Source organism: Blastococcus sp. SYSU DS0539 (assembly GCF_054050855.1).
In genome coordinates, this window is the sequence record NZ_JBJHAF010000005.1 from 93,303 (window position 1) to 111,078 (window position 17,776).

A 17,776-nucleotide genomic window follows, 5' to 3' on the forward strand; every position below is an offset into this window, starting at 1 on the left:
GCCTGTCGGGTCGGCCTCACTCCCGGCCGGCGCCGCGCCGTCACTACGGTGGTCGGCATGGTTTCTGCCTGGGTCCTGGTCACCCTCACGGCGCTGTCCGCCCTGGCGCTGGGGTACGGCGCGGTCCGCCTGTCCCGCCGTCCGGCGGGGGCCCGGCGATGAGCGGGGAGACCGAGCTGCCGGTGCCCGACACCGCCGACGTCCGCAGCGGCCCGGAGGTCTCCGAGGAGATCCTCTCGGTCCTGCCCCTGCTGGGGGAGTGGCACGGCGAGGGGCAGGCGGCCGGGACCGGCGGGGACCACCGGTTCGGCCAGTGGATCCGGTTCAGCCACGACGGCCGGAACTTCCTCGCCTACGAGTCCCGCACCTGGCGGCTCACCGACGACGGGCAGATCGTCGGTCCGGACGTCCGGGAGTCCGGCTTCTGGCGGCCGCGCGGCGACGACGACGTCGAGCTGCTGGTGGCCGGGCCCGAGGGGCTCGTGGAGATCTACGTCGGCACGGCGCGCACGACGACGAGCTGGGAGCTGGCCAGCGACGTGGTGGCCCGCACCCCCGACGCCCCCGAGGTGACGCGGGCGGTCCGGCTCTACGGCATCGTCGAGGGCGCGCTGATGTACGCCATCGACCGGGCCGTGGGCGAGCAGCCGCTGCGCCCGACCATGTCGGCGAGGCTGGAGCGGCTGCGGTGAGCGCCCCGGGCGCCACCCCGTCGTCCACCCACCCCACCACCCCGTCGTCCACCCGCCCCACCACCCCGAGACAGGTGGCGGACCGCTACGTCGACGCCGTCTGCGACCTCGACCCGATCGTGGCCACGTCGCTGGGCACCCGCCCCGGCGACGACCGGCTGCCCGACGTCAGCCCGGCCGGGCTCGAGGCCGAGGCGGCGCTCGCCCGCGCCACGCTGGCCGAGCTGGACCGGGTGCTGGCGGCCGACCCCGCGCTCGACGACGACCCGGTCGAGCGCCGCTGCGCCCGGCTGCTCCGGGAGCGGCTGGGTGCCGAGCTCGCCGTTCACGAGGCGGGAGAGGGCTTCCGGTCGCTGAACAACCTGTTCAGCCCGCTGCACTCGGTCCGCCAGGTGTTCATGCTCATGCCGTCGGCGACCGAGGCGGACTGGTCCGTCCTGGCCCGCCGGCTGGCCCGGGTGCCCGAGGCCTACCGCGGGTACCGCGAGACGCTGGCCGAGGGCGCGCGCCGCGGCCTGCTGGTGGCGCCCCGCCAGGTGCGCACCGTCGTCGCCCAGCTGGACGAGTGGCTCGCCGGGCCGTTCTTCATGACGTTCGTGGCCCCCGGGCCGGCTGCGCTGCGGGCCGAGCTCGACGCCGCCGCCCGCGCCGCCGACGGTGCCGTGGCCGAGATCCGCGACTTCCTGCGGGACGAGTACGCCCCGCGGACCGAGGGGACGCCGGACGCCGTCGGCCGGGACCGGTACGCCGTGGCCGCCCGCCGCTGGACCGGGTCGGACCTCGGCGCCGGTCAGGGGCTGGAGGAGGCCTACGCCTGGGGATGGGCCGAGCACCGCCGGATCCTCGCCGAGCAGCGGGTGGAGGCCGACCGGGTGCGCCCGGGCGCCACCCCGCTGGAGGCGATGCGCTGGCTGTCGCTGAACGGCCCCGCGGTCGAGGGCGTCGAGGCGATCCGCGAGCGGCTGCAGGCGATGATGGACGAGGCGACCGCGGCGCTGGACGGCATCCACTTCGACCTCGCCGAGCCGGTGAAGCGGGTGGAGGCGATGATCGCGCCGCCCGGCAGCGCGGCGGCGCCCTACTACACCCGGCCGGCGCAGGACTTCTCCCGGCCCGGCCGCACCTGGCTGCCCACCCTGGGGCGCACCCGTTTCCCGCTGTGGGACCTGGTCTCCATCTGGTACCACGAGGGCGTTCCCGGCCACCACCTGCAGCTGGCCCAGTGGGCGTACGTCTCCGGTCAGCTGTCGACCTACCAGACGTCGCTGGGCTCGGTCGGCGCGAACGTCGAGGGCTGGGCCCTCTACGCCGAGCGGCTGATGGACGAGCTGGGGTACTTCGCCGACCCGGCCGAGCGGCTGGGCTTCCTCGACGCGCAGCAGCTGCGCTCGGTGCGGGTGGTCATCGACATCGGCATGCACCTCGGGCTGCCGGTGCCCGGCGACGCCGACGGCGTGCTGGCCGAGCACCGCGGGCAGCCGTGGACGCCGGAGCTCGCCCGTGCCTTCCTCGGTGAGCACTCCGGCGCCGAGGTCGCCTTCCTCGACAGCGAGCTGGTGCGCTACCTGGGCATGCCGGGGCAGGCCATCAGCTACAAGCTGGGCGAGCGGGCCTGGCGCGAGGGCCGGGCCGCGGCCGAGCAGGCGCGGGGCGCCGGCTTCGACCTCAGGGCCTGGCACATGGCCGCGCTGTCGCAGGGATCCCTGGGGCTCGACGACCTCGCGGCCGAGCTGGCGCAGCTGTAGCGGACCGGCCCGGGCTCAGTCCGGCGGATCGGCCGTCGTGGGTGATCCGGAGGGGCTGGCGGGCGCGGACGTGCCGGGGGGCGCGGACGTGCCGGAGGGTTCCGGGTCCCCGGTGGTGGGTGACAGGTCGCCGGGCAGGGTGGTGTCGGTCTGGCAGCCGTCCAGGTCGTCGCGCATCCGCCGTTCCAGCGGCTGGAGCTCCCGGATCGCCTGGTCCAGACCCGAGATGTCCAGGGCCGCCGCGGCATCGCCCAGGTCGCCGATGACGTCGACCAGGTCGCTGGTCCCGTTCACCACCCGCAGGCAGGCCTCGTTCACGGTGATCTCGGCGCTGGCCCCCGCGGTCTCGGGAGCCCCGCCCGGCGGGGACGGCTCGGCCGGACCGGTGGGGGCGGGTGGCTCGGTGGCGGTCGCGGGTACCGGTGGCGGGTCCTCGCGGAGCAGCCCGAGGAGGATCGCCCCCGCGAAGAGGCCGGCGACGAAGGCCGGGGCGACCAGCCACCAGGTCTTCGGCGTGCCCCCCGACCGGCCGCCGGGCGTCTCGCGGCCGGCGGTGGCGTCGTCGGCAGCAGCGGGTGCTGCGGAGGCGCCGGCCGTGGGTTCGGTGCGGTCCTCGGGCATGGGAGGTCCTTCCGCCTGCGAGTCGTCCTGGATCGCCCTACCCTCCTCCCACCACCGGTAGTCGGCGCCGGTCACAGGTCGGGAGGCCGGGGTGACTGCACGGTCGGCTCTGCGGACGCCGCTCCGGAACCTGTCCGCCGCCGGCCGGGGCCTGTCCGCCGCCGGCCGGGGGTTCCGCTCCGCCGTGGTGGCCGGCCGGTGGATCGTCATGGGGCTCTGGCTGGCCGCCGCGGTCGCCGCCGTGCTGCTGCCGACGCCGTCGGGGGGCGGGGGCAGCAACAACTTCGGCGGGCTGCTGCCCCCCGGCAGCGAGGCGGTCGAGGTGCAGCAGCGCTCGCTCGCGGAGTTCCGCGTCCCGGTGCTGTCCCAGACGGCGGTCGTCGTCCACGATCCCGGCGGGCTCAGCGCCCTCACCCGGGCGGACGTCGCCCTGTGGGCGCTGCAGCACACGCAGGCGACGCTGCGGAGCGAGGCCCCCACCGCCGACGGGAACATCGTGGCCGCGGTACCGCTGCCCACGAACACGCCCGAGACCGTCGTCACCTACCTGTACACGACCGGTGGCACGTCGCTGGCCGACGGCACGGCGCTCGCCCGCCAGTACGCGCAGCACTTCCGCAACCAGGCGGACGTCCAGACCTACGTCACCGGCATGACCCCCGCACGGGTGCAGCAGGCCGAGCACCTCGAGGCGCGACTGCACCTGTTCGAGGTGGCGACCCTGGTCCTCATCGCCGTCGTCGTCGGGCTCACGTTCCGGTCGGTCGTGGCGCCGCTGGTGGTGCTGGCCACCGCCGGCATCGGCTACGTGCTGGCGGTGCACCTCCTCGCCCGCGCGGCCGCCGCGTTCGGCTTCGCGCTGCCCGACCAGCTCCGGCCGCTCACCGCCGCGCTGCTGATCGGCGTGGTGACCGACTACTGCGTCCTGCTCTTCTCCGGCATGCGCCGGCACCTGGACGCCGGGATGGCGCCGCACGAGGCCGCCCGCCGCACCGTGACCTCCGACGGCCCGATCGTCGCGGTCGCCGGTATCACCGTCGCGGCCGGGACCGCGGCGCTGCTGGTGGCCGACTTCGAGCTGTTCCGGGCGTTCGGGCCCGCGCTGTCGCTCACCGTCGTGGTGGGTGTCGTGGTCTCGCTGACCCTGGTCCCCGCGGTGATCGCCGTCCTGGGGCCGTGGCTGTTCTTCCCGTCGGGAGTGGGCCGGGCCGGCGCTACCCTGGACCGCCGGGCCGGGCGGGGGGCCCGGTGGATGGCGCGGACCACCTCGTCCCGCCGCGGGGCCTGGGTCGCCGTCCTCGTCGGTCTGGGCATCCTCGTGCCGGCGGCACTGCCGGTGGCAGACCTCCGGCTGGACCTGTCGTTCGTCTCCGGGCTGCCCGCCGACGACCCGGTGCGGGAGGGGGCGGAGATCCTCGACGACGCCGGCGTCCGCGGGGTTGTGGCGCCCACCGAGGTGCTGGTGGCGGCTCCCGACGTCGCCGAGCAGCGGGGCGCGCTGGAACGCTTCCAGGATCTGCTGGCGACGCAGCCGGGCGTGGCCCAGGTGCTCGGTGCGGCCCAGAACCCGTTGCCCGAGGAGTTCGGGATCGTGTTCTCGGCGGACGGCGACCTCGCCCGGTTCGTGGTGATCCTGGACAGCGATCCGCTGGCGGCCGACGCCATCGAGGACCTGGCCCTGCTGCAGGACCGGCTGCCCGGCCTGCTGGACCAGGCCGGGGTCACGGGCGCGACCGCCGGGGTGGCCGGGCAGACGGCGGTCGCCGCCGAGCTCGCGCTGATCACCCAGGAGAACCTCCGGCGCACGATGCTGGCGGCGCTGTTCGTGGAGTTCATCATCCTGGCGCTGTACCTGCGTGCGCTCCTGACGCCCCTGCTGCTGCTGGCCACCAGCGCCCTGGGGGTGGCCGCCGCCCTCGGGATCTCGGTCCTGGTGTTCCAGGGGCTCCTCGACGACCCGGGCCTGACCTTCTACGTGCCGTTCACCACGGCGGTGCTGCTGCTCGCGCTCGGCTCCGACTACAACGTGTTCGCCGTCGGGTCGATCTGGGAGGAGGCGTCCCGCCGGCCGCTGCGCGAGGCGATCGCGGTGGCGATGCCGGCCACCGCACGGGCCATCAGCGCGGCGGGCGTCATCCTGGCGGCCACCTTCGCCATGGTGGCGATCATCCCGCTCGACAGCTTCCGCCAGGTGGCCTTCATCATGGCCCTGGGCCTGCTGATCGACACCTTCCTCATCTGGCCGGTCATCACCCCGGCCGTGCTCACGCTGCTCGGCCGGGCGGCGGGATGGCCCAGCCGGCGGATCCAGACCTCCGGCGGCACGCTGGACGCGGCGGAGCAGGACGCCCTGCTGGAGCAGCGTGACGCCGGCATCGTGCCGGACCGGCAGCCCGTGGTCACCGGGGGGCCGGGCGCATGAGGGCAGGGCGCATGAGGGCAGCGGGCATGCGCCGCTGGCCGGGCGGCCGGAACGTGTGGATCGCCCTCGGTGTGCTGGTGGGCACCGTCCTGCTGCTGTGGGGAGCCGACCTGCTGGCCCGCCGGGCGGCCGAGGGGCTCGTCGCGCAGGCGCTGCAGGAGCAGACGGGCACGGTCCGGGAGCCGGTCGTGACGGTGCGCGGGCCGCTCTTCCTCCCGCAGGTCCTCCGCGGCCGCTACGACGAGGTGGAGATCTCGATGGACGGGGTCACCTCCGGGCCGCTGCGGATCGCGACCGTCGACGCCCGGCTCGAGGACGTCTACCTGTCCTTCCACGACCTCCTGCGCGGCGACGCCGACCGGCTGCTGATCACCGGCACCGAGGCGGAGGCGCTGCTGAGCTACGACGACCTCAACCGGTACCTCGAGCTGAGCGGCCGCCCGCTCACGCTCGAGGCGGCCGATCCGGACGAGCTGCGGGTGACCGGCTCGGCCGACCTGCTCGGCAGCACGGTGCGGGCCTCCGCGGACGTCGACCTCGGCGCGGACGACGGAGCGCTGGTCGTGGAGCCGAGGAGGTTCAGCGGGGTGGCCGGCCTCAGCGGGGTGAGCGAGCTGCTGCTGGGCGAGCGCTTCACCTTCCGGGTCCCGCTGGACCCGCTGCCGTTCGCCCAGCGGATCACGGGCATCGAGGCCACCGACGCCGGGGTGCTCGTCGACGTGGCCGGGGACTGGGTGCTGATCGAGCCCTGAGCGGTACCCGGCTCAGCCGCGGGGCGGCACGGGGTTGACCGGGTCGTCGGCGTGGCCGACCCGGTCGGCCGTCGCCGCGGGCACGACCTCCAGACCCGGGGTGGCCGCCAGCTCGGCGACGCAGGCGCGGCTGCCGCCGACGTAGGTGCACATCAGGTCGATGTCGGTCGCCACCAGCCAGGCGCGATCGCCCGGCCACCACAGGTTGGCGCTCTGCTCCGACGGCTCCGGTGCCAGGTTGCGGGCCGCGTCGGCCGCCCGGCCCCGCACCAGGACGACGTCCCGCTCCTCCGGCAGCGGCAGCGCCGGCAGGCCGCGCACCGTGTCGGCGTCGAAGCCGAAGCCCGCCCAGCGCCCGAGGAGGCAGTTCGCGGGCGTGCCGGTGTGCCGCACGAGCACGGCGGCCATGCGCCCGGCGACGGTGGTGGGCAGGTGCCCCTCGGCGGGCGCGCCGTCCCAGGTCGGCGGCTGGCTGTCCTCGTCCCGGTACTCCCAGCCGCCGGTCACCGAGGGCCACTGCGCCAGCGGGTGGACGACGGTGCCGTTGAGGGCGGCGACGGTGGACCAGGGGACCTCGACGTCGTCGTCGCCGTCGTAGCGGTAGGCCGGGTGCAGCACCCGCGCGTACGCGGGGAAGACCGAGGGCACGAGCGATCCGACGGTGCCCGGGTGCGCGCGGGTCACCGCGTCGGCGATCCAGCGGCCGACCGACACGTCGGTCTCGACGGGGAGTCCGCCGAGCTGCACACCGACCTCCCCGGGAAACGGACAACCCCCGGGCTGCTCCGCGGCGCCTCCCAGGGGGAGCAGCACGCGGGCCGACTGGACAAATGTCGGCGGCCCGGGGGTCGGGTGACTGTCCGGTTCTCGCTCGCCGCCGTACGACGGACGGGCGATCATGCCGTCGTTCGGATTCCCATCCGAACGGGCGGCCCATCTGGACGGCGGCTAGCGGACAGCCACCTCACGAGTCCTGTAGCTCAGCAAGTTACGGACCACCTCCTCTCTCGTGTGCGACGACGGTACGTCCGCGCGGAGAGCTTCGGCAACCAGAATATGTCAGCCGTCAGCGAACGGCCGGGCCGGCCGGCCGGGCGGCGGGCTGCCGTCCCAGTCCGGGTCGTGGTCGGCCTCGTCGTCGACCGTCTCGTAGTCGGCGGGCGGAGCGGCGTCGGGGTCGGCGTCGCCGGCCTCCACGTCGGCGAGGGTCCGTCCCGGCGGCAGGGCGCCGTCCCAGTCGGGGTCGTGCGCCGCCCGGTCGTCGACGGTGTCCCAGGCGTCGGGGATGCCGTCGCGGTCGACGTCGGAGGTCTCGGCCGCGTACATCTGCTTGTAGCGGCGGTTCCGCAGCCGCAGGATGACACCGGCGAGCAGGGCGGCGAGCAGCGTGCCGAAGAGGATGCCGACCTTCGCGTGCTCGTAGCTCTCGCTCTCCGCGCCGTAGGCGAGTTCGGTGATCAGCAGCGACACCGTGAAGCCCATGCCGCCGAGCAGGGCCAGTCCCGCGACGTCGGACCACCCCAGGTTCTCGTCGAGCTGCGCGCGGGTGAACCGGGAGACCAGCCACGTGGCACCCGTGATGCCGATCGCCTTGCCGGCCACGAGGCCCACCATGATCCCGACGGCGATGCTGTCGCCGAGGGACTCGCCCAGGCCGGAGAGGCCACCGACGGCCACGCCCGCGGAGAAGAAGGCGAAGACGGGGACGGCGACGCCCGCCGACAGCGGGCGGATCCGGTGCTCGAAGTGCTCGGCCATGCCGGGGCCGGCCTCCGGCCCGCCGGCGGCCTGGCTGCGGATGACCGGCACGGTGAAGGCCAGCAGCACGCCGGCGACCGTCGCGTGCACGCCCGACTCGTGCATCAGGACCCAGGTGACCGCCGCCAGCGGGAGCAGCAGCCACCAGGAGCGGATCCGCTTCTGCACCAGGAAGCCGAAGATCGCCAGCGGCACCAGGGAGAGCAGCAGGGCCGGGACGACGAGCTCGGCGGTGTAGAAGATCGCGATGACGACGATGGCCAGCAGGTCGTCGACGACGGCGAGGGTCAGCAGGAAGGTGCGCAGGGCGCTCGGCAGGTGGGTGCTGATCACCGCGAGGACGGCGAGTGCGAAGGCGATGTCGGTGGCCGACGGGATCGCCCAGCCCCGCAGCGCACCCTCGGGTCCGCCCAGGTTGAACAGCACGAAGAACAGGGCGGGCACCGCCATCCCGCCGACGGCCGCGGCGATCGGCAACGCCGCGCGGCGGGGGTCGCGGAGGTCTCCGGCGACGAACTCGCGCTTGAGCTCCAGCCCGGCCACGAAGAAGAAGATGGCCAGCAGCCCGTCCGCGGCCCAGGTGCCCAGCGTCAGGTCCAGGTGCAGGGCGGCGGGCCCCACGCGGGTGTCGCGCAGCGCCTCGTAGGACTCCGCCCAGGGCGAGTTGGCCCAGATCAGCGCGATGGCCGCGCCGATCAGCAGCAGGGCGCCCCCGACGGTCTCCTTGCGGAGGACCGAGGCCACCCGGCTGGTCTCGTTCCAGGAGCCGCGCCCGAAGAGGCGGGCGGGTGCGGTCGATGTCATGCGGCGGCTCCGTGAGAGAGGGTCGGCGGAAGAACTGCCGACCAGACTTCCCGGCTCACCTCGTGTCCACGCTACCCGGCGAGCAGTTCCCGGACCCGTCGGGACAGCCCGGCGTCTCCCCGGCGGACGCCGTCGAGGGTGTGCACCGGCGCGGCGCCGCGCACCCCGGAGAGCAGCCACACGGCGTCGGCGGCGTGCAGGTCCGCGACCGTGCCGGGGGTGGTGGCCGTGGGCCAGCCGTCGGCCTCGGCGCGCGCGAACAGCCGGGCCTGGGTGGTGCCGGCGAGGATGCCGCTCTCCACCGGCGGGGTGTGCAGGGCGCCCCCGGCGGCCCACACCACGGTCGAGGTCGGGCCCTCCAGGAGCAGGCCCTCCAGGCTGGTGAAGACGACGTCGTCGGCGCCGAGGTCGTGCGCGTGGCGCTGGGCGGCCATGTTGACCGCGTAGGACAGGGTCTTCGCGCCGCCGAGCAGCCACGGTGCGCGGGCCCGGAAGTCGGCGGGCACCCCGAGCCCCAGGCTCACCACCGACAGGCCCTCGACCCGCTGCCGCAGCGTCTCGGGCGGAACGGGGGCGAGCAGCGCCAGCGCGGTCGGCGGTGCGCCGTCGCCGAGCCCGCGCGTGAGGAAGAGGCGGCAGACGCCCTCGGCCCCGGCGTCCCAGCCGGACAGCACCGCGGCCACCAGCTCCGCCCAGGCGGCGTCCCCGGGGGAGTCGAGCCCGAGGAGGACGGCGGAGCGGGCGAGCCGGGCGAGGTGCGCGGCCAGGTGCGGGGTGCGCCCGGCGACGACGGCGACGGACTCGAAGACGCCGTCCCCGCGGGCCAGGCCCAGGTCGAAGGCGGTCACCACCGGCTCGTCGGCGGGGACCGCCACGGCCGCGCCGTCCCGCCAGACCGCCACGCTGCGCTGCTCCGTCACGCGCCCAGCCTGCCGCACGCCGGGCATAGGCTCCCGCCATGGGCACGGACGACGTCGCCGCGCCGCTCGCCGAGCAGCTGCGGGCCCGCGGCCTGCGGCTGACCCCGCAGCGCGCGCGGGTGCTGGCCGCGGTGGCGGCGCTGGCGCACGCGACCCCGGAGGCGATCGGCGCGCGGCTGCGCGAGGAGGCCGGCCCGGACGGCAGCGCCCCCGACACCTCGACGGTCTACCGCACCCTCGAGCTGCTGGAGCGGCTCGGGCTGGTGTGGCACACCCACCTGGGGCGCGGGGCGCCGGTCTACCACGCCGCCGAGCGGCCGCACCTGCACGTGGTCTGCAACTCCTGCGGGGAGATCGCGTCGGCGGCGCCGGACCTGCTCGACGAGGCGGCGGAACGTCTCGTGGCCGATCTGGGTTTCACCGTCGACGTCGGACACGTCGCCCTCTCCGGCACGTGCCGCGCCTGCCGAGAACGCGCCGGAACGGAGTCGTCATGACCACGCCCTCACCCCTGCTGTCCCGACCGGGGGCGGTACCCCTCGACGTCGGGCCCGAGGTGGCCCGCGCCGTCGCCGCCCACTACGGCGACCCGCTGCGCGAGCAGCGGGTGCTGGCCGAGGGCGCCGGCCTGGTCGACCGCAGCGACCGCGACGTGCTGGTGGTGCCGGGGGCCGACCGGCTGACGTGGCTGCACAGCATCACCAGCCAGCACTTCGAACGGCTGGGCGACGGCACCGGCAGCGAGGCGCTGGTCCTCAGCCCGAACGGGCACGTGGAGCACCACCTGGTGGTCGCCGAGCTGGGCGGCACCACCTGGGCCGACGTCGAGCCGGGCACCGGGGCGGCGCTGCACGCCTTCCTCGAACGGATGCGGTTCATGCTCCGGGTGGAGCCGCAGGTGGTCACCGAGGCCTGGGCGCTGCTGAGCGTCGTCGGGCCGGAGGGCCCGGCCGTGCTCGGGGTGGCGGGCCTGCCGGCGCCGGGGACGGCCTACGCCGTCGCGGCCGCCGACGGCGGCTGGGTGCGGCGGATGCCCCCGGTGGGCGACGGCACCGCCGTGGTGTTCGACCTCCTGGTGCCGCGGGCCGACGTGGGCGCCGTCGCCGACCGCCTGCTGGCCGCCGGAGCCCGGCTCGCGGGGGTCTCCGCGTACGAGGCGCTGCGCGTCGAGGCCCGGCGGCCGCGCTTCGGGATCGACAGCGACCACCGCACCATCCCCAACGAGCTGGAGTGGCTCAGCACCGCCGTGCACCTGGAGAAGGGCTGCTACCGCGGGCAGGAGACCGTGGCCCGCGTGCACAACCTCGGGCGCCCGCCCCGCCGGCTGGTGCTGCTGCACCTCGACGGCGTCAGCGAGGACCTGCCGGCGCCCGGCGAGCCGGTCCAGGCCGGCACCCGCGCGGTCGGCCGGGTGGGCAGCGTCGTCCGCCACCACGAGCTCGGCGTGGTCGCCCTGGCGCTGGTGAAGCAGTCGGTGGCCCCGGACGCCGCGCTCACCGTGGGCGGCTCGACGGCGGCCATGGACCCCGGGGACGCCCCGCCGGCGCTCGACGACACCCAGGCGGCGGCGCGTGACCGCGTGCGGGCCGTCCGGTCTGGGACGATCACGCCGTGACGTCGCCGGCCCGCCGGCGCCGCCCGATGACCACCGCCGATGCCCGCGTGCCGGGTGTTCCGTCCCTGGAGGCCGCCCCGTGAGCCCGAAGCCGTCCCCCGCCGGGGGTGCCGCCGTCGACGCGCTGCTGGAACCGTCGTTCCTGGAGGACGCGGTCCAGCGGTCCATGGGCGAGGTGCGGCGGCTGCGCCGCGAGGCGGAGCAGCAGGAGGTCAACCTCTCCTACACCCGCCGGCTGCTCCAGGGGCGCCTGGACATCGTCCGGCGCGAGCTGCAGCGGCGCGCCGAGCACGACGGGCGGTCGCTGGTCGACCTGCTGCCGGAGATCCTGGCGGAGAAGGGCCGGGGCCCGGCGCACGGTCTGGGGCGGCACCAGACGGTGCAGCCGGCCAGCCCCGAGGAGTACGAGACCTGGGTGAACTCGCTGACCCCCGGCGCCGACCTGTCGGCGATCACCGAGCTCTCCGACGCCGAGCTCGAGGCGGCGGCGCGGTCGCTCGCCGCGGCGGAGACGGGCCTGTCGGAGCGCCGGCGCGGCGTGCAGCAGGTCATGGACGGGCTGGCGGCGGAGCTGGGCCGCCGGTACCGCGACGGAGAGGCCGACGTCGCCGCCCTGCTCGCCGACGAGGGACGGCACTGACCGGGGCCTGGCCGGACGCCCCGGTCTTGGCCGAGGTCTGGCGGTCGGGGTTCCTGGAGTCGGTGCACCGGGGAGCGCTCGTGGTGCTGGGCCCCGACGGCGACGTGCGGTTCGCCGCCGGGGACGTCGTCCGGCCGGTGCTGCCGCGCTCGGCGAACAAGCCCGTGCAGGCGACCGCGGTGCTGGCGGCCGGCTGGGCTCCGCGCTCCACTGCGGAGCTGGCCATCGGCGCCGGCTCGCACAACGGCGAGGACGGCCACCGGGAGCTGGCCGCGGGGATGCTCGCGGCCGTCGGGCTGGGCCCCGAGGACCTGGGCTGCCCCCCGGCGCTGCCCCAGCACGAGGCGACGAGGGCGCGCTGGCTGGCGGCCGGGCGGGCGCCCGACCGGCTGGCCATGAACTGCTCGGGCAAGCACGCCGCGATGCTGTCGGCGTGCCTCGCGGCCGGCTGGCCGACCGCCGGGTACCTCGACCGGGAGCACCCGCTGCAGCAGGCGATCGAGGCGCGGCTGGGCGAGGCGGCCGGCGAGCCGGTCGCGGCGGTCGTGGTCGACGGCTGCGGGGCTCCGCAGCACGCGCTGTCGCTCACCGGGCTGGCACGCGGGGTGCTCTCCCTGGTGCGGGCGCCGGAGGGGTCCCGGGACCGGGCGGTGGCCGACGCCATGCGCGCGCACCCGTGGTTCGTCGCGGGCACCGGCCGGGAGGACACCGAGCTGATGCGCGCGGTGCCCGGGCTGCTCGTGAAGGGCGGCGCGGACGGCGTCCACGTGGCGGCGCTGCCCGGTGGGGGAGCGGTGGCCCTGAAGCTCGACGACGGCGGCGACCGGGGCCGCACCCCGGCGCTCACGGCCGGGCTGCGCCGGCTCGGGGTATCGGCGGAGGTGCTTGCTCCCTGGTCCCGGCCGCCGGTCTCCGGGGGCGACGGCGTCGTCGGCGAGGTGCGCGCATCCGCGACGCTCGACGGCTGAGCTGCACCGTCGTCGTGTGAGGGCACTCACTCCCCTCTGCTAGCAGTTCCGCTTGCAAGAGCTAGCACCCGGGACTACCGTCGTACTGGTGCAGACCCCCGGTGAGTTCGTCCGCGATCAGGTGACGACGGTCCGCTCGACGGTGGACCGGGTCGCCGGCAGCGTGGCCGACACGGTCGCCGAGACCCCCGGTGTCTCGGCGGTCAGCTCCTCGGTGGGCGACTTCATCCGCGAGCAGCGCAGTGCCGCGCGCGTCTCGCTGCGCGAGCTGGCCCGCACTGCGGGAGTCAGCAACCCCTACCTGTCCCAGGTGGAGCGGGGCCTCCGCAAGCCGTCGGCGGAGATCCTCGCGTCGATCGCCCGGGGCCTGAAGATCTCGGCCGAGACGCTCTACGAGCAGGCGGGGATCCTCGACCGGCGCTCCGGGAACCCGGACACCGTGGCGGCGATCCGCAACGACGACGCGCTGTCCGAGCGGCACAAGGCCGTCCTGCTCGAGCTCTACGAGACCTACGTCCGTGAGCACCGGGCCTCGTCCCCGGACGCCAACTGAACATCCCCCCGATCCACACTCCGAAGGAGTCGGCATGACCCCCACCCAGACCGTGAAGCAGTACGGCGAGTTCGCCGTCGCCCAGGGCCGCACCCTCGCCGAGCAGGCCCGCACCCCGCTGCTGGCCTTCGTCGGCGCCGGTGACCTCGCCGTCGAGCGGGCCCGCACCGCCGTCGCCTCGTTCCGCTCCAAGGCCGAGGCGCTGCCCGGCGAGGCGCAGGTCCAGGCCGACCTGGCCGTCAAGGAGGCCCGCACCCGGGCCACCGAGGCGGCCGGCACCGCCCGCACCACCGCCCAGCAGCTGGCCACCGCCGTCCGCCCCGAGGTGCTGCGCACCACCGTGGCCGAGCTGGTCGAGCAGGCCCGAACCCAGGCGGTCACCACCGTGGAGACGCTGGCCGAGCGGGGCGCCGAGGTCGTCGAGGAGCTGCGCCGTCAGCCCGGCGTCCGTCGGACCGTCCGCCGCGCCGAGCAGGCCGTGGACACCGTCGAGGGCACCCTCGAGGAGGTGCTCGAGGACACCGCGGAGGCCGTCGTCGAGGCCTCCAACGAGGTGACCTCCGTGGCGCAGAAGACCGCGGCCAAGGCCACCAAGGTGGCCGCGAAGGCCGAGGACAAGCTCGAGGACGCCGCCGACGCGACCAAGGACGTCGCCGAGGAGGCCGTCGCGGCGCCGAAGGCCAAGACGACCAAGAAGAGCAGCGCGGCCGCCCGCAAGTCGCCGGCCAAGGTGACCTCGGCGCGCGTGACCCGGGCCCGTACCGCCAAGCCGGCGGACCCGACCGCGGTGCCCGCGAAGAAGAGCTGACGTCCCACCCGGACGTCGGACCACCGACCAGGGCCCCGGAGCTGCGACCAGCGCTCCGGGGTCCTGTCGCGTCCGGACCACGCCCGCCTCCCGGGCGAGTCGGTCCGCGGGGCGGCCGGAGCGCCGCCGGGCGCGGGTAGGCTCCCCCGCATGGGCGTGTTCGACGGGTGGCTGATGCTCATCCTGTACTGGGCGTCGCTGGCGCTGACCGCCTGGGCGTTCGTCGACGCCCTCATCCGGCCGGCCCCCATGTACGTCGCGGCCGGCAAGCTGACCAAGCCGGGCTGGGCCGCGATCACCGGGCTCGCCCTGCTGATCATCTTCTGGCAGAAGACGCCGATGTCCCTGCTGGGCCTGCCCGCCGTCATCGCCGCGATCGTCTACCTGGTCGACGTGCGGCCCGCGGTCCGCGGCCTCAGCAGCGGCAACAGCTGGTAGCCGGCCGCGCCGTCGCCGCCCCGGGTCAGGGCTGGTCGTCGGCCGGCATCAGGATCCAGAGCAGCAGGTAGGCGACGAACTGCGGGCCGGGGAGCACGCAGGAGATCAGGAAGGCCACGCGCAGACCGCTGCGCGAGAGCCCGTAGCGGCGCGCGATCCCGGCGCAGACGCCGGCGACCATCTTGTGGCGGGTGTCCCGGCGCAGCCGGTACGAGGCAGGCATCGTCATCCGGGCAGCCTAGGGTCGCGACGGGCCCACTGCCCGGTCCGCGCGGATCCCTCCGGCGTCCGGCCGCGCGGCAGCCGGCGTTGTCAGCGGCCGAACACGCCGTCGGGCGGCTCGGGTGAGGGCTGGGCGTCGGCGTCGGAGACCGGGCGGGCGTTGCCGGTGAAGCGGTCCAGGTCCTCGCCGTCGACCACGCGCGACGGCATCGGGTCGCGCGCGCAGGCCCGGCTCAGGCCGGCCAGCGGCAGCTCGGCGTCGGAGGCGACGGCGACCAGGTTGCCGAACCGGCGGCCCCGCAGGGTGCCCGGCTCGGCGAGCAGGCAGACGTGCCGGAAGGCCGTGCGCAGGGTGGCGACCTGCCCGCGGGCGAACCGCAGCGGCGGCCCGTCGGCGACGTTGGCGGCGTAGACGCCCCCGGGGCGCAGCACCCGCGCGGCCTCCGCGGCGAACTCCACCGTGGTGAGGTGCGCCGGGGTGCGCGCGCCGGCGAAGACGTCGGTGACGACGACGTCGGCGCTGGCCGGGTGCATGCTGCGCAGCGCCTCCCGCGCGTCGGCGGCGCGGACGCGGACCCGGGCGGAGCGGGGGAGCGGCAGGAACTCGCGCACCAGCCCGGTGAGCGGCTCGTCGATCTCGGCCACCCGCTGCCGGGACCCGGGCCGGGTGGTGGCGACGTACCGCGGCAGCGTCAGCGCCCCGCCGCCGAGGTGCACGACGTCGAGCGCGGCGCCGGGCTCGGCGGCCAGGTCGAGCACGTGGCCGATGCGGCGGACGTACTCGAACTCCAGGTGCGCCGGCTCGTCGAGGTCGACGTGCGACTGCGGGGTGCCGTTCACCAGCAGCATCCAGGCCCCGTCGCGGTCGGCGTCGGCCAGGAGCTCGGCGGTGCCGCCGGCGACGGGCGTGGGGCCGGGCGGGATCCTCACCGCCGGAGCGACGCGGCCAGGGGGGTGCCGGCCAGCCATGCGGCACCCCGGGGCGTCCGACCACGGTGGACGGGTGCCGCCTCGGGGCGACCTCCGCGGGGAATCTCCGTGGAGGTCGTGGTCCGGCCGCCGAGCAGGGTCATGGTCCCATCGTGCCCGGCCGCAGCTCGACGTCGGCGCCGGGCCGGCCGGTGACCCACGGGGAGGCCGAACGGACCACGGTCAGCTGTCTCGGCGACCCTGGAGGAGGCGGCAGCGGTTCCCGCGCCGCACGGGAACCGGTTCGCGCACTCCTTGCGTGTGCCCTGTGGCTGGCCGTAGCGTGCCGCCACATCCCGGCCCGGTGCCGCGGGTGCGGGACGCTGTCGGGCGACGGTCCCAGGAAGCCGCCACCTCCCAGCGCTCGGGGTGGTGATTGGACGCCGCACGGCCGTGCGTGCGCCGCGTCGCTGACGAGAGCAGGCACAGCGTGACGACGAACGAGCTGGTGTACACCCCGGCGACCGAGCTGGTCGGGCGGATCCGATCCGCCGAGCTGTCACCCGTGGAGCTGGTGGACGCCGTGTTCGAGCGTGTCGCCGAGGTCGAGCCGTCGCTGCACGCGTTCATCACCGTCGACGAGGAGGGCGCGCGGCAGCAGGCCCGCGACGCGGAGAAGGCGGTGACGGAGGGGCGGGACCTCGGTCCCCTGCACGGCGTCCCGGTCTCGATCAAGGACCTGTTCGAGACCGCCGGCCTGCGGACGACGAGGGGCTCGAAGTTCTTCGAGGACCACGTCCCGGACTTCGATGGCGTCGCGGTGGAGCGCCTGCGCGCGGCGGGGGCCATCATCATCGGCAAGACGAACACGCCGCACCTCGGTCACAAGGACATGTCCGACAACCTGGTGGCAGAAGCGGCGCGGAATCCGTGGAACCTCAGCCGCACGGCCGGCGGTTCCAGCGGTGGAGCCGCTACCGCCGTCGCGGTGGGCATGGGGCCCATCGCCCTGGGCTCGGACGGTGCCGGATCCATCCGCATCCCGGCGGCGCTGTGCGGGGTCTACGGCATCAAGCCCTCAGCGGGGCGGGTGCCCTTCTGGCCGAATCGCGACTACTGGAGCGCGCGCTCGCACATCGGCCCGATGTCGCGCACGGTGCGGGACGCGGCCCTGATGCTCTCAGTCATGGCCGGGCCCGACCGTCGTGACCCGCTGTCCATCGACAACGCACCGGAGGACTACCTGGCGGCCTGCGCCCACGATCTCACTGGCCTGCGGGTCGCCTGGAGCCCGAACTTCGGGTTCGACTGGGTCGGCCTCGATCCGGAGGTCCGCGCTGCGACGGAGGCGGCGGCGCATCGGTTCAGCGAGCTCGGCTGCTCCGTCGAGGAGGTCGACCCCGGCTGGGCTGACCCATCCGAGTGGCACCGCACCCTCTTCCGGGCGGGCATCGTCGGCAGTTTCGCGGAGCGGGCCAGGGAGCACCCGGAATGGATCGACGACAGCCTGGCCGCGCTGATGGAGGCCGGCAAGGACATCACCATGACGCAGCTCGTGCAGGCGCAGGGGCAGCGCTCGGTGTTCTACGACCAGGCGCGGGCCTTCATGGACGGCTTCGACATCCTGCTGAGTCCCACGATGACCACGGGGGCGTGGCCGTACGACGGTCAGCCGGGAGTCGTCGGAGGGCAGGCCGTGCAGGCCGTCCCGGGTGGCCGCTGGCCGCTGATGTTCCCGGCGAACACGCTGGGCTGGCCGGCGGCCTCGGTGCCCTGCGGCTTCACGTCGGAGGGCCTGCCGATCGGGCTCCAGATCATGACCCCGTGGCACACCGACGCGCTGTGCCTCGCCGCGTCGGCTGCCTTCGAGGCCGTCCAGCCGTGGGCCGGCATCACGCCGGACGTCTGA

At 75.5% G+C, this 17,776-nt stretch carries 18 protein-coding genes; 12 read left to right on the plus strand and 6 right to left on the minus strand.

Features of this window, described 5'->3' with window-relative positions; genetic code table 11:
- Positions 1-158 precede the first annotated feature (158 nt).
- Together ACI790_RS08145 and ACI790_RS08150 are read left to right on the plus strand one after the other, a co-directional pair.
- On the plus strand, positions 159-692 hold the full coding sequence (locus ACI790_RS08145; protein WP_456569289.1) for an FABP family protein: 534 nt from the start codon (positions 159-161) through the stop codon (positions 690-692).
- Complete coding sequence (locus ACI790_RS08150; RefSeq protein ID WP_456569290.1) at positions 689-2,437, plus strand: DUF885 domain-containing protein; 1,749 nt, start codon at positions 689-691, stop codon at positions 2,435-2,437. The genes ACI790_RS08145 and ACI790_RS08150 overlap by 4 nt, the downstream gene beginning before the upstream one ends.
- A 15-nt stretch (positions 2,438-2,452) precedes the next feature.
- Here ACI790_RS08150 and ACI790_RS08155 read toward each other — a convergent pair whose 3' ends face one another.
- A complete protein-coding gene (locus ACI790_RS08155; protein WP_456569291.1) occupies positions 2,453-3,058 on the minus strand; it encodes a hypothetical protein in 606 nt (201 codons plus the stop codon).
- 91 nt (positions 3,059-3,149) lie between these two features.
- Between ACI790_RS08155 and ACI790_RS08160 the strand changes: the two genes are divergently transcribed.
- Positions 3,150-5,480 carry an MMPL family transporter gene (locus ACI790_RS08160; RefSeq protein ID WP_456569292.1) on the plus strand — a complete coding sequence of 777 codons (2,331 nt, stop codon included), beginning with the start codon at positions 3,150-3,152 and terminating at the stop codon, positions 5,478-5,480.
- Between the two features lie 11 nt (positions 5,481-5,491).
- Positions 5,492-6,232, plus strand: coding sequence for an LmeA family phospholipid-binding protein (locus ACI790_RS08165; protein WP_456569293.1), 741 nt, complete (start codon positions 5,492-5,494; stop codon positions 6,230-6,232).
- Positions 6,233-6,244: 12 nt separating this feature from the next.
- Here ACI790_RS08165 and ACI790_RS08170 read toward each other — a convergent pair whose 3' ends face one another.
- The 3 genes from ACI790_RS08170 to ACI790_RS08180 form a co-directional block, all read right to left on the minus strand.
- Positions 6,245-6,979, minus strand: coding sequence for a hypothetical protein (locus tag ACI790_RS08170; RefSeq protein WP_456569294.1), 735 nt, complete (start codon positions 6,977-6,979; stop codon positions 6,245-6,247).
- Between the two features lie 312 nt (positions 6,980-7,291).
- Complete coding sequence (gene nhaA / locus ACI790_RS08175) at positions 7,292-8,794, minus strand: Na+/H+ antiporter NhaA (protein ID WP_456569295.1); 1,503 nt, start codon at positions 8,792-8,794, stop codon at positions 7,292-7,294.
- Between the two features lie 71 nt (positions 8,795-8,865).
- On the minus strand, positions 8,866-9,714 hold the full coding sequence (locus tag ACI790_RS08180) for an aminotransferase class IV (protein ID WP_456569296.1): 849 nt from the start codon (positions 9,712-9,714) through the stop codon (positions 8,866-8,868).
- A 38-nt stretch (positions 9,715-9,752) separates the two neighbouring features.
- On the opposite strand from ACI790_RS08180, the gene ACI790_RS08185 reads away from it, so the two are divergent.
- From ACI790_RS08185 to ACI790_RS08215, 7 genes are all read left to right on the plus strand, one after another.
- The gene (locus ACI790_RS08185) at positions 9,753-10,211 is read left to right on the plus strand and encodes a Fur family transcriptional regulator (protein ID WP_456569297.1); all 459 of its coding nucleotides are present in this window, start codon (positions 9,753-9,755) and stop codon (positions 10,209-10,211) included.
- Positions 10,208-11,329 (plus strand): CAF17-like 4Fe-4S cluster assembly/insertion protein YgfZ, encoded by a 1,122-nt coding sequence (gene ygfZ / locus ACI790_RS08190; protein WP_456569298.1) that lies wholly within the window; start codon positions 10,208-10,210, stop codon positions 11,327-11,329. Before ACI790_RS08185 ends, ygfZ begins: the two co-directional genes overlap by 4 nt.
- Before the next feature lie 79 nt (positions 11,330-11,408).
- Positions 11,409-11,969 (plus strand): RsiG family protein, encoded by a 561-nt coding sequence (locus tag ACI790_RS08195; protein WP_456569299.1) that lies wholly within the window; start codon positions 11,409-11,411, stop codon positions 11,967-11,969.
- A gap of 26 nt (positions 11,970-11,995) precedes the next feature.
- Positions 11,996-12,937, plus strand: a complete 942-nt coding sequence (locus tag ACI790_RS08200; protein ID WP_456569300.1) for an asparaginase — start codon at positions 11,996-11,998, stop codon at positions 12,935-12,937.
- Positions 12,938-13,025: 88 nt separating this feature from the next.
- Complete coding sequence (locus ACI790_RS08205; protein WP_456569301.1) at positions 13,026-13,490, plus strand: helix-turn-helix domain-containing protein; 465 nt, start codon at positions 13,026-13,028, stop codon at positions 13,488-13,490.
- Positions 13,491-13,524: 34 nt separating this feature from the next.
- Positions 13,525-14,298: a hypothetical protein gene (locus tag ACI790_RS08210; protein WP_456569302.1), complete on the plus strand. Its 774-nt coding sequence runs from the start codon at positions 13,525-13,527 to the stop codon at positions 14,296-14,298.
- A 150-nt stretch (positions 14,299-14,448) separates the two neighbouring features.
- The gene (locus ACI790_RS08215; protein WP_456569303.1) at positions 14,449-14,736 is read left to right on the plus strand and encodes a DUF2516 family protein; all 288 of its coding nucleotides are present in this window, start codon (positions 14,449-14,451) and stop codon (positions 14,734-14,736) included.
- A 25-nt stretch (positions 14,737-14,761) separates the two neighbouring features.
- Here the strand turns inward: ACI790_RS08215 and ACI790_RS08220 are convergent, their stop codons facing one another.
- Entirely contained in the window at positions 14,762-14,965 is a 204-nt protein-coding gene (locus tag ACI790_RS08220; protein WP_456569304.1) for a PspC domain-containing protein, read from the minus strand.
- 83 nt (positions 14,966-15,048) lie between these two features.
- Positions 15,049-15,888: a spermidine synthase gene (locus ACI790_RS08225; RefSeq protein WP_456569305.1), complete on the minus strand. Its 840-nt coding sequence runs from the start codon at positions 15,886-15,888 to the stop codon at positions 15,049-15,051.
- Between the two features lie 469 nt (positions 15,889-16,357).
- Here ACI790_RS08225 and ACI790_RS08230 point away from each other — a divergent pair, with 469 nt between their 5' ends.
- Positions 16,358-17,776 carry an amidase gene (locus tag ACI790_RS08230; RefSeq protein ID WP_456569306.1) on the plus strand — a complete coding sequence of 473 codons (1,419 nt, stop codon included), beginning with the start codon at positions 16,358-16,360 and terminating at the stop codon, positions 17,774-17,776.